Source organism: Pasteurella pantherarum (assembly GCF_049670885.1).
In the GTDB taxonomy this organism is placed as follows: domain Bacteria; phylum Pseudomonadota; class Gammaproteobacteria; order Enterobacterales; family Pasteurellaceae; genus Pasteurella.
Genome location: NZ_CP187173.1, coordinates 2,221,034 through 2,232,251 on the forward strand (window position 1 = coordinate 2,221,034; position 11,218 = coordinate 2,232,251).

Annotated in this window: 11 protein-coding genes; 9 read left to right on the forward strand and 2 right to left on the reverse strand. The window is 42.6% G+C overall.

All coding sequences use genetic code 11. The features are described from left to right. Positions 1-174 precede the first annotated feature (174 nt). The 5 genes from ACPEEM_RS10450 (at position 175) to nfuA (ending at position 4,601) form a co-directional block, all read left to right on the forward strand. Complete coding sequence (locus ACPEEM_RS10450; RefSeq protein WP_424402048.1) at positions 175-594, forward strand: hypothetical protein; 420 nt, start codon at positions 175-177, stop codon at positions 592-594. A 99-nt stretch (positions 595-693) separates the two neighbouring features. Further along, positions 694-2,148 carry a decarboxylating NADP(+)-dependent phosphogluconate dehydrogenase gene (gene gnd / locus ACPEEM_RS10455; RefSeq protein ID WP_424402049.1) on the forward strand — a complete coding sequence of 485 codons (1,455 nt, stop codon included), beginning with the start codon at positions 694-696 and terminating at the stop codon, positions 2,146-2,148. A gap of 183 nt (positions 2,149-2,331) precedes the next feature. Then, positions 2,332-3,144 carry a Cof-type HAD-IIB family hydrolase gene (locus tag ACPEEM_RS10460; protein WP_424402050.1) on the forward strand — a complete coding sequence of 271 codons (813 nt, stop codon included), beginning with the start codon at positions 2,332-2,334 and terminating at the stop codon, positions 3,142-3,144. A gap of 90 nt (positions 3,145-3,234) precedes the next feature. Then, entirely contained in the window at positions 3,235-3,921 is a 687-nt protein-coding gene (locus tag ACPEEM_RS10465; protein WP_424402051.1) for a phosphoribosyltransferase family protein, read from the forward strand. Positions 3,922-4,016: 95 nt separating this feature from the next. Further along, complete coding sequence (gene nfuA / locus ACPEEM_RS10470) at positions 4,017-4,601, forward strand: Fe-S biogenesis protein NfuA (protein WP_424402052.1); 585 nt, start codon at positions 4,017-4,019, stop codon at positions 4,599-4,601. A gap of 155 nt (positions 4,602-4,756) precedes the next feature. Here nfuA and ACPEEM_RS10475 read toward each other — a convergent pair whose 3' ends face one another. Continuing rightward, complete coding sequence (locus ACPEEM_RS10475; RefSeq protein ID WP_424406946.1) at positions 4,757-6,205, reverse strand: NAD-dependent succinate-semialdehyde dehydrogenase; 1,449 nt, start codon at positions 6,203-6,205, stop codon at positions 4,757-4,759. Positions 6,206-6,457: 252 nt separating this feature from the next. Here ACPEEM_RS10475 and hpaC point away from each other — a divergent pair, with 252 nt between their 5' ends. Next, positions 6,458-6,964 (forward strand): 4-hydroxyphenylacetate 3-monooxygenase, reductase component, encoded by a 507-nt coding sequence (hpaC, locus tag ACPEEM_RS10480; protein ID WP_424406948.1) that lies wholly within the window; start codon positions 6,458-6,460, stop codon positions 6,962-6,964. Positions 6,965-7,165: 201 nt separating this feature from the next. Further along, complete coding sequence (gene trmL / locus ACPEEM_RS10485; protein ID WP_424404120.1) at positions 7,166-7,642, forward strand: tRNA (uridine(34)/cytosine(34)/5-carboxymethylaminomethyluridine(34)-2'-O)-methyltransferase TrmL; 477 nt, start codon at positions 7,166-7,168, stop codon at positions 7,640-7,642. Between the two features lie 87 nt (positions 7,643-7,729). Here the strand turns inward: trmL and ACPEEM_RS10490 are convergent, their stop codons facing one another. Beyond that, on the reverse strand, positions 7,730-8,599 hold the full coding sequence (locus ACPEEM_RS10490) for a VirK/YbjX family protein (RefSeq protein ID WP_424406950.1): 870 nt from the start codon (positions 8,597-8,599) through the stop codon (positions 7,730-7,732). Between the two features lie 110 nt (positions 8,600-8,709). Here ACPEEM_RS10490 and yihA point away from each other — a divergent pair, with 110 nt between their 5' ends. Further along, the gene (yihA, locus tag ACPEEM_RS10495; protein ID WP_424402056.1) at positions 8,710-9,327 is read left to right on the forward strand and encodes a ribosome biogenesis GTP-binding protein YihA/YsxC; all 618 of its coding nucleotides are present in this window, start codon (positions 8,710-8,712) and stop codon (positions 9,325-9,327) included. Positions 9,328-9,434: 107 nt separating this feature from the next. Further along, entirely contained in the window at positions 9,435-10,964 is a 1,530-nt protein-coding gene (locus ACPEEM_RS10500) for a YifB family Mg chelatase-like AAA ATPase (RefSeq protein WP_424402057.1), read from the forward strand. Positions 10,965-11,218: the final 254 nt, after the last annotated feature.

Below are 11,218 nucleotides of genomic sequence, written 5' to 3' on the forward strand. Positions count from 1 at the left end.
TATTGTGACCTCAAATTAGGGCTGTTATCGGTATTTCGAAAATCGATGTAGAAACAAGCTGAGTTTTTGAACAGTTGGAAGATATGAAAAAAGGGCAATATCTTGTAAAAAATCTACAAATTTTTTAGGAAATTTGCCCGATGTTTATCAATGTTATTACATAAGGACTTTAAAATGAAAAAACTATTTTCTCTTTTCATGGCATTGACTTTAATGGCTTGCTCATCTGCTATTAGCCCGCACGATATTGCTGGGAAAATCCCTAAAAATGCGAATAGAACCATCATTTTTAATGTAAATGCAGCTGATAATAGTGTATCTAATGTAATCTTAGCGGGAATGCTGAAAACTCGCTCAGATGGAATAAATAAGCAATTAATGGATTTAGTGGCTAATGACAATTTAAACGTAGGTATTTCAGGTAAAAGCCAAATGTTGAACAAAGTGGCTGCCACATATGTTATTGAAAATGGTAAATTCGGGAAAAATACCAAAATATTTATGGTTGGCGATAGCGAACAAGATAAACAAGAATTAGAACAATCCGCTAATACAAAAAATATTCCTTTTGAGTATTTTTTAGTAGATAAGTAAGGTTGGGAAAAGGAAGAAATCGTCATCCACGAAAAAAACTTAACAGATTATTACCTTTCTTAGAAGAATATATGATTTCTTAAAAAACAGGAGAACTACATGTCAGTAAAAGGTGACATCGGCGTTATCGGCTTAGCGGTAATGGGCCAAAACTTAATTTTAAATATGAATGATCACGGCTTTAAAGTGGTGGCATTCAACCGTACGACTTCGAAAGTCGATGAATTTTTACAAGGTGCGGCGAAAGGCACGAATATTATCGGGGCTTATTCATTACAAGACTTAGCGGATAAATTAGAAAAACCGCGTAAAGTGATGTTAATGGTGCGTGCAGGTGAGGTGGTGGATCAATTCATCGAGGCATTATTACCTCACTTAGAAGAAGGTGACATCATTATTGATGGCGGTAACACCAACTATCCTGACACTAACCGTCGTGTTGCGTATTTACGTGAAAAAGGCATTCGTTTTATTGGTACGGGTGTTTCTGGTGGTGAAGAAGGTGCACGTTTCGGGCCTTCAATTATGCCAGGCGGTGATGAATCAGCGTGGGAACACGTGAAACCAATTTTACAAGCGATTTCAGCCAAAACGGATAAAGGTGAAGCGTGCTGTGATTGGGTAGGCCGCGATGGTGCGGGTCACTTCGTGAAAATGGTGCATAACGGCATTGAGTATGGTGATATGCAATTAATTTGTGAAGCATATCAATTCTTAAAAGATGGAGTGGGCTTATCTGATGATGAATTAGAAGCCACTTTCAAAGCATGGCGTAACACCGAATTAGACAGTTATTTAATTGATATCACAGCGGATATTTTGGGTTATAAAGCGGAAGATGGCACCCGTTTAGTGGATAAAATCCTTGATACAGCAGGGCAAAAAGGTACAGGGAAATGGACAGGGATTAACGCCCTAGATTTCGGTATTCCATTAACCTTAATCACCGAATCCGTGTTTGCTCGTTGTGTGTCTTCCTTCAAAGAACAACGTGTGCAAGCCTCTCGCTTGTTCAATAAAGTGGTGGGCAAAGTGGAAGGCGATAAAGCCACTTGGATTGAAGCCGTACGCAAAGCCTTATTAGCCTCAAAAATTATTTCTTATGCACAAGGTTTTATGCTGATTCGTGAAGCCTCAGAAAACTTTGGTTGGCACATTAACTACGGTAACACCGCACTTTTATGGCGTGAAGGTTGTATCATTCGTAGCCGTTTCTTAGGCAATATCCGTGATGCTTATGAAGCGAACCCAGATTTGGTGTTCTTAGGTTCAGATGCCTATTTCAAAGGCATTTTAGAAAACAGCTTAGGCGAATGGCGTAAAGTGGTGGCGAAATCCATTGAAGTGGGGATTCCAATGCCTTGCATGGCATCTGCAATCACGTTCTTAGACAGCTACACCAGTGAGCGTTTGCCTGCTAATTTACTGCAAGCACAGCGTGACTATTTCGGTGCACACACTTATGAACGTACTGACAAACCACGTGGTGAATTTTTCCACACCAACTGGACAGGACGTGGTGGGGATACCGCTTCAACCACTTACGATGTGTAGTTAATATTTTTTAAAAACGTACCGCACTTTTGTTGTGAAAAGGCAAATGTGCGGGCGTTTTTTCTCTTTAAACGGTAGGTGTACTAAATTGAGCCATGCCTCAATAAATTTTTTATCGTGGTATTGGTTTTTTATCACAGTGAAATCAATGCTGACGTTCATCTCAATCAGATAGGGAAAATTATGAACATTCCTAATTACAGAAACCAAATTAAAATCGTCTTTTTTGATATTGATGAGACGTTGCTGATAAAAGACGAAGATCGTATTCCTGATAGCGTGATTCCTGCCTTAAACAAATTGCATGAAAATGGCATTATTACCGCTATTGCAACGGGGCGTACGCAAGCAAATTTTTCCTCAACCATTAAAGAATTTATTGCACAAGTGAATATTGATTTATTTGTGACGATCAACGGGCAATATATTGATTATAAAAATGCACCTTTAGAAAAAAATACGTTACCAACGGCGAAAATCCAAGAGCTGGTGGACTTTTTTGATCAACATCAGATCGAATATGCCCAAGTTTCCCCTACCCATATGGCTATTTCTGCCGCCACTGAGGAGGTGTGTAGTGCATTAGACACATTGAAAGGGCGTTATCATGTGGAAAAAGATTATTTCAAACGTAATGAGGTTTTTCAGATCTTGGCGTTTTATAACGACACAAAAGATGAATTGGTGAAAAACTCAGGGGTCTTAACGGGTTTACAAACGGTTCGTTGGCATAAAAACTCCATTGATTTATTTGATGCGAACATTTCAAAAGCCAGTGGTATTGCGGCGGCGATTCGTCATTTAGGCTTTGACATGGAAAATGTGATGGCATTTGGCGATGGTTTAAATGATATTGAAATGCTTCGTACCGTGGGGGTTGGGGTGGCAATGGGCAATGCACAAGAGGTCGTGAAAAATGCGGCACGCCATGTCACTCGCCCGATTGATCAAGACGGTATTCATTATTTTCTGACCCAAGCAGGTTTGTTAGATTAATTCTTTTTGCGATCCCGATCGAGGTATGCCAAGCGATGGCATGCCTTTTTTCTTTTCTGGGGTAAAGTCATGCTTTTTGCGGAGAAAAACATGAACTGGTTGGGATTTCGTTGTGTGCTTTGTCATGCCCCTTTGGCGATAGCCACACATGGCTTGTGTTGTCGTTGTTATAAAAGCCTTGCACGTTTTACCTATTGTGGGCATTGTGGCATGGAAACCACACGTCCCACATTACATTGCGGATATTGTTTACAACAAGAACCGAGTTGGGATCGGATGGTGATTATCGCACGCTACCTTCCGCCCTTATCACAGCTGATTCACCAGTTCAAATTTCACCATAGCTTTTTTCTAGACCGCACTTTGGCACGTCTGTTGCTCTTGGCTATTTATGATGCAAAACGCCACTATGGTTTGCCGTTACCTGAGGTGCTGATTCCTGTTCCGCTTCATCATGTTCGGCAGTGGCAACGAGGCTATAATCAAGCGGATTTATTGGCACAACAGCTTGCACATTGGCTTAAGTTGCCTGTGGAGTCTCAATGGGTGGTACGAGTGAAACGCACGCACACACAACGAGGATTAAGTGCGAAAGAACGCCGTGTGAATTTACGCCAAGCCTTTCGCCTTGCCCATGGGGCGGAGAGTCGGCACTACAAATCGGTTGCCTTGATTGATGATGTGATCACCACAGGATCGACCTTAAATGAAATTGCTAAACTGTTACGCACAGCGGGTGTCGAGCATATTCAAGTGTGGGGATTGGCACGATGTTAAGCGAAGATAATTACTGCAAAAGGTGGAAAAAAAGGCAATCTCGGAGTATCATGCCTGACAATCTGACTCAAGTATTGAATTTTCTAGGATAATATATGCAACAAATCAAGATTTCAGAGGCGGCTCAAGCACATTTCCGTCGTTTGCTAGATCAACAAGAAGAAGGCACCAATATTCGTATTTTCGTGGTCAACCCAGGTTCGCCAAATGCAGAGTGTGGTGTGTCATATTGCCCAGCCAATGCGGTGGAAGCTACCGATACCGAAATGAAATATGCCACCTTTTCCGCATTTGTTGATGAAATCAGTTTACCTTTTTTAGACGAAGCTGAAATTGATTATGTCACCGAAGAATTGGGTGCACAGCTTACCTTAAAAGCCCCGAATGCGAAAATGCGTAAAGTGGCAGATGATGCCCCATTAATTGAGCGTGTTGAATATGTGATTCAAACACAAATCAACCCACAATTAGCCAGCCACGGTGGGAAAATCACCTTAATTGAAATTACCGAAGACGGTGAGGCAATTTTACAATTTGGCGGTGGCTGTAACGGTTGTTCAATGGTGGATGTAACCTTAAAAGACGGTATTGAAAAACAACTGTTAAGCTTGTTCCCAAATGAATTAAAAGGGGCGAAAGACGTGACCGAACACCAACGTGGTGAACATTCTTACTATTAATGCCATGGCATAAAGGCAAAAAATCATAGCCGCACAGGCATAAAGCAAGGCGAACTTCGAGTTCGCCTTGTTGATTTTTAGGGGGAATGCACAAAACTTTTTTAAAATGCCCCGCACTTTTGTTGAATGCCAAGGTGCCTAACAAGGCTGTTTTTTCATGAGGCTTTTAAGCAAAGGTATTTCATTTCTAAAAATTCTTCAATGCCATAACGTGAGCCTTCACGGCCTAAGCCCGATTCTTTGATTCCACCAAAAGGTGCCACTTCGTTGCTGATTAAGCCTTCATTAATGCCGACCATGCCATATTCTAAGGCATCGGACACACGCCAAATACGGGCGATGTCTTGCGTGTAAAGGTAGGACGCTAAACCAAACTCGGTGTCATTTGCCATTTCTACCACCTGTTCTTCCGTCTCAAATTTAAACAGCGGTGCCAATGGAGCAAAGGTTTCTTCTTTTGCCACTAACATATGGTGTGTTACATCACACAACACGGTGGGCTGGAAGAACGTGCCTCCCCGTGCGTGGCGTTGCCCCCCAACCATTAACCTTGCCCCTTTAGCCGTGGCATCTTCAATATGTTGTTGGATTTTTTGCACCGCACTTTCACTGATTAATGGCCCCATATTCACCCCATCTTCATTGGCACTGCCCACTTTCAAACGAGCCACTTCTGCACAGAATTGTTCAACAAAACGTTCATAAATGCCAGATTGGACATAAATGCGGTTGGTGCAAACGCAAGTTTGTCCGCTGTTACGGAATTTTGAGGCTAAAATGCCGTCAATCGCTTTATTCAGATCGGCATCATCAAACACAATGGACGGGGCATTGCCGCCAAGCTCAATGGAGAGTTTTTTCACCGTATTTGCAGATTGTGCCATGAGCTGTTTTCCTACTCGAGTCGAACCCGTAAAGGTGAGTTTGCGGACGATAGGACTGTCGGTAAGTGCTTGCCCCACCTCAACGGCTTGGGTGGTGGTGATGACATTCAATATCCCCGCAGGTACGCCAGCTTGGTGAGCCAGTTCTGCCAAGGCTAAGGCAGAAAGTGGGGTTTCATGTGCAGGTTTGAGCACCATCGCACAACCTGCAGCAAGGGCGGGGGCAGCCTTGCGGGTGATCATGGCATGTGGAAAATTCCATGGGGTGATCGCAGCAACCACGCCCACTGCTTGTTTGATCACAAATAAACGCTGATCGGCATGATTCGCTGGGAGAACATCGCCATAAATCCGTTTGGCTTCTTCGGCAAACCATTCAATAAAACTGGCACCATACTGAATTTCGCTACGGCTTTCGTGAATCGGCTTGCCTTGTTCAAGGCTTAAAATTTGGGCTAATTGTTCTTGGTGTTCTTGCACCAGTTCGTACCAACGTCGCAAAATGGCGGCACGGACTTTGGGAGCGGTTTTCTGCCAGCTTTTTTGGGCATTTGCCGCACATTCAATGGCGTAGTGGGCATCTTGTGCGTTTAAATCAGGTAAGTGGCAAATCACATCGCCTGTGGCGGGGTTGATTACCTCAAAGGTTTTGTGATCGTTGGCGTTTACATATTCGCCGTTAATGTAGGCGTGGGGTTTGAGTAGAGAAAAGGGTTGCATTGGACCTCCCAACCAGTAAAAGAATCAAGATGAAAAGGGGATTTCGCTTTTCATGGCTCGGCATTGTACGCCTCAAGGCAATAAATTGCATGAAAATCCCCGCAGAATGACTCGCAAGCTGGGCGTTTGCCTCATTTTTGTGTCTTTTTTCGAGCCTTCCTCAAAAGAAAAGGGATTTATGCTATTATTTGTTAAAGAAATGTTTCCAGAAATGAACAATGCAATCAAACCACAATATTAAGGATAATCAATATGCTTACGCCTATTCAGCAGCATTTTCGTGATGCGATGGCAAAACTTGCAGCCGGGGTCAATATTTTAACCACCAATGGTCAGGCGGGTAAATGCGGGCTAACTGCCACGGCGGTGTGTTCTGTGACGGATAGCCCGCCGACATTGATGGCTTGTATTAATCGTGAAAGTCAAATGAATGCCGTGTTCAAAAAGAACAAACGGCTTTGTGTCAATATTCTGCATGCGAATCAAGTGGATCTTGCTCAGCACTTTGCGGGATTTCGTGAAAGTTGTATGGACGAACGCTTTGAGTGGGATATTTGGCATACGCCGACTGATCCGCATTCGCCCCCTTGTTTAAAAGAGGCACTTGCCAATTTGAGTGGGAACGTGGTTGAGGTGCAAGAAATTGGCACACACTCTGTGTTTTTGGTGGAATTGGATCAGATTCAGATCAATGCATTTGAGGCAGAAAATGCCCCTTCGTTAGTGTATTTTGCCCGTGAATTTCATCAAGTGGGCTAGTTTGTCACCGCTTCAATTAAAAAGTGCGGTGGGTTTTCCGCCAGTTTTGTGACAAAAAGGGCAGCTGAGATGGTTGAGCAAATACCATGCGTGAGGAATCAAGGCTGCCCGATTTCCTTCATCATCAAACGCTATCAAGATTTAGCCTAAGCCGAATCTGTGTTAAAATCCTCGCCACTTTTTTCTTTACAATCAAATATTATGCTAGATATTGTGTTATATGAGCCTGAAATTCCACAAAATACAGGCAATATTATTCGTTTATGTGCGAATACGGGGTTTCGTCTTCACTTAATTGAACCGCTAGGTTTTACATGGGAAGATAAAAAATTACGTCGTTCTGGTTTGGATTACCATGAATTTGCTGACATTAAACGCCATAAAACCTTTGAGGCTTTTTTAGCCGCTGAACAGCCAAAACGTCTGTTCGCCTTAACCACCAAAGGGTCACCCGCACACAGCCAAGTGCAGTTTGAATTGGGCGATTATTTGATGTTTGGTCCTGAAAGTCGTGGCATTCCGATGTCGATTTTAGACAGCCTACCCATGGCACAAAAAATCCGCATTCCGATGGTAGAAAACAGCCGCAGTATGAATTTATCCAATTCTGTGGCGGTGGCAGTGTATGAAGCGTGGCGTCAATTAGGTTACGGTGGTGCGGTGAATTTAATGCGTTAAAACTTCATCAAAAATCACCGCACTTTGTTTATGCAACAGAGAAAAGAGGAAAAGGTCGCTTGAAGGCGACCTTTTGCATTGATGGGCTTAAGTGTGCAAAATCTGATGCATCTTCTCTTGCAACTGTTCCAGCATGGCATAACGTTTGCGATACATGGAGCGTTTATTGCTCGGAATGCTGTCCATGTCTTTCATGGCAAATTGCACAGGCAATTCCCAATAGTCTTTTAACTCACCTGCGGATTCAGCAAAAATCGCATCATAATCCACCACATAACGCTTACTTTGCACCAAGCGAGATTTGTTTTGATATTTATGCGGAATGCCGAGCAATTTTTCATAGCCTAAGCATTGTGTAAGGGCTTTCATGGCTTCCACCATTAAATAGGCAGGGCGTAAACCATGGCATTTTTTCGTCAGCAATTTCACCAAATCTTTTGAGCCTTCAAAGTTCGGCCCTTGAATTACAGCAATTAATAAGGCTTGTTCTACTTTACCAAAGGTTAATAAATAGATAAGTTGGTTGGTTGGCTTATAACGTAATTCTAACGCCCAATAACCTTCCATTGCCTGATGATAGTTTAAGCAAAGATAAAGCTCGAAATCTTCAATCACTTCACCGAAACACATTTCTTTTTCCCACAACTGAGGCAAATTAAGTGCGGTCAATTTTTCGGGTAAAAAAAGTAAGTTGTCGCAAATAGCATCGAAACGTTGTTTTGTACTAAAACGTTTATCTAAAAAACGGTGTGCTAACGGGTAGCTAAAGCTCGGGCGTTGATTAAGCAAATTCGCTAACTTATTGTGTTGATTAATAAATTGTTCAAATCGCTTAATATTGCCGTAGTGTAAGAGTGAACGTAAATGAAAACGGAACCGTTTTAATCGGTAAGATTTTTTGCCTTGATCGGGATATAAAAGAATGGGATCAGGCCATTGATATAATTTATTAGGCATAAAATTTCGCTTGTTTAGAACAAAGAGGCATTATTTTCGCATAAATTCAGCACTTTTTCATTTTTTTATATCAGGTTATAGGGTATTCTAGGCACCCTAAAGGAGTCTTTATGTCTGACATTAAACTGAATTATCACAAAACCCATTTTCTCACCAGTGCACCGAATATCCGTGCGTTGCCTGAAGACAACGGGATTGAAATCGCCTTTGCAGGGCGTTCAAATGCGGGCAAATCCACCGCATTGAATGCACTGACCAATCAAAAAAGCTTAGCCCGCACGTCCAAAACACCAGGGCGTACCCAACTTATCAACCTCTTTGAAGTGGAACCCCAATGTAAATTAGTGGATTTACCTGGTTATGGTTATGCGGCGGTGCCAGAACAAATGAAAATCCAATGGCAAAAAGCCTTGGGTGAATATTTGCAAAAACGGGAATGTTTAGCCGGTGTCGTGGTGTTAATGGATATCCGCCACCCGTTGAAAGACCTTGATCAACAAATGATTGAATGGGCAGTATCGGCGAATTTGCCTGTGCTCTTGTTGCTCACCAAAGCGGATAAATTAAGCCAAAGTGCCCGATCAAAACAAGTGAAAATGGTGCGTGAGGCGATTTTGCCTTTCCAAGGTGATGTGCAAGTGGAGGCCTTTTCCGCATTAAACAAAATTGGCATCGAGCGTTTATCGGCGAAATTAGACAGTTGGTTTGCCCCACTTTTCGCTGAATAATTGATTATTTTTGCGATCCCGATCGAAAAAAAGTGCGAAATTCATGCAAAATGAACCGCACTTTTTTATATTCCGTCAGTTAATCCCATTTACTTACGGAGTAAAATATGTCTCTCGCCATTGTTTACAGTCGAGCCTCCATGGGCGTACAAGCCCCTTTAGTGACGATTGAAGTGCATCTTAGTCAAGGCAAACCGGGCTTTACCCTTGTGGGGTTACCTGAAAAAACGGTGAAAGAAGCACAAGATCGGGTACGTAGTGCTTTACTCAATGCCCAATTTAAATACCCCGCTAAACGTATTACCGTCAATCTGGCTCCCGCCGATTTACCCAAAGAAGGCGGACGTTTTGATTTGCCCATTGCCATTGGTATGCTAGCGGCATCGGGGCAAATTGATCCACAAAAACTACAGCAATTTGAATTTGTGGGTGAATTAGCTTTAACAGGCGATTTACGAGGTGTGCACGGTGTGATTCCCGCCATTCTTGCTGGTCAAAAAGCCAAACGCCGTTTAATTATTGCTCGTCAAAATGCCAACGAAGCGGCATTAGTGTCGGATCAAGACACTTATTTTGCTGAACATTTATTAGAAGTGGTCAGTTTCCTCAATGATCGCACAACACTGCCTTTAGCGGCACAGATTTCGCAACACAGCACGGCAAATGCGTTACCAGCCCAGCAAAAAGATCTCACGGATATTATTGGGCAACAACACGCTAAACGAGCATTAACTATTGCTGCCGCAGGGCAACATAACCTACTCTTTTTAGGTCCACCCGGCACAGGTAAAACCATGCTTGCCAGCCGTTTAACGGCTCTTTTGCCTGAAATGACGGACCAAGAAGCCATTGAAACCGCCTCTGTTACCAGCCTTGTTCACAATGAACTGAATTTTCATAATTGGAAACAACGCCCTTTTCGAGCTCCTCATCACAGTGCATCCTCTCCTGCTTTAGTGGGGGGTGGCACGATCCCAAAACCAGGCGAAATATCCCTCGCTCACAATGGCGTTTTGTTCCTCGATGAGCTGCCTGAATTTGAACGCAAAGTATTAGATGCCTTACGTCAGCCCCTCGAAAGTGGCGAAATTATCATTTCACGCGCCAATGCAAAAATTCAATTTCCTGCACGATTTCAATTAATTGCCGCCATGAACCCAAGCCCAACGGGGCATTATCAAGGCACACATAACCGCACTTCACCGCAACAAATTATGCGTTACCTAAATCGTCTATCAGGGCCGTTTTTAGATCGCTTTGATTTATCTATTGAAGTCCCTTTATTGCCTCAAGGGGCATTACAAAATCAAACGGATCGGGGCGAAAGCAGTGCACAAGTGAGAGAAAAGGTGCTCAAAGTGCGAGAAATCCAACTGGCTCGAGCAGGAAAAATCAACGCCTATTTGACCAGTAAAGAGATTGAGCGAGATTGCAAAATCTGTGATAGCGATGCGATTTTTTTAGAAAAAGCCTTAGCCAAATTGGGCTTATCTGTGCGTGCTTATCACCGCATTTTAAAAGTGGCACGCACCATTGCGGACCTTAATGGCGAGTCTCAAATTAACCAAAGCCATTTAGCCGAAGCTTTAGGTTATCGGGCAATGGATAGGCTTTTACAAAAACTCTCAGCCCTGTGATTCTTTTGCTGTAAAACGGTTGTAAAGGTTTTCAACAGGCAGTAGACGTTTTCTGTCACGGGGTGTGATATTGCCAAAATGAGCGTAACCTCTTTAAAAACCTGATCATTTTTGTTTTTTGCCTAAGAAAGACAAAGACGTTTCTTTTAAGAAAAAAATGCAAAAATTTATTTAGATGAGTTTGATAATGATTATTAATTGCATTATTATTTTCGGATTCTCAACATTTTTTGAAAAATTCTACCTTTAAAGGA

Bases quoted from the DNA above. Each gene is read 5' to 3' on its own strand.
- trmL (WP_424404120.1), top strand. From the start codon at position 7,166: ATGCTAGATATTGTGTTATATGAGCCTGAAATTCCACAAAATACAGGC.
- ACPEEM_RS10460 (WP_424402050.1), top strand. From the start codon at position 2,332: ATGAACATTCCTAATTACAGAAACCAAATTAAAATCGTCTTTTTTGAT.
- hpaC (WP_424406948.1), top strand. From the start codon at position 6,458: ATGCTTACGCCTATTCAGCAGCATTTTCGTGATGCGATGGCAAAACTT.
- ACPEEM_RS10500 (WP_424402057.1), top strand. From the start codon at position 9,435: ATGTCTCTCGCCATTGTTTACAGTCGAGCCTCCATGGGCGTACAAGCC.
- yihA (WP_424402056.1), top strand. From the start codon at position 8,710: ATGTCTGACATTAAACTGAATTATCACAAAACCCATTTTCTCACCAGT.
- ACPEEM_RS10465 (WP_424402051.1), top strand. From the start codon at position 3,235: ATGAACTGGTTGGGATTTCGTTGTGTGCTTTGTCATGCCCCTTTGGCG.
- ACPEEM_RS10450 (WP_424402048.1), top strand. From the start codon at position 175: ATGAAAAAACTATTTTCTCTTTTCATGGCATTGACTTTAATGGCTTGC.
- gnd (WP_424402049.1), top strand. From the start codon at position 694: ATGTCAGTAAAAGGTGACATCGGCGTTATCGGCTTAGCGGTAATGGGC.
- ACPEEM_RS10475 (WP_424406946.1), bottom strand. From the start codon at position 6,205: ATGCAACCCTTTTCTCTACTCAAACCCCACGCCTACATTAACGGCGAA.
- ACPEEM_RS10490 (WP_424406950.1), bottom strand. From the start codon at position 8,599: ATGCCTAATAAATTATATCAATGGCCTGATCCCATTCTTTTATATCCC.
- nfuA (WP_424402052.1), top strand. From the start codon at position 4,017: ATGCAACAAATCAAGATTTCAGAGGCGGCTCAAGCACATTTCCGTCGT.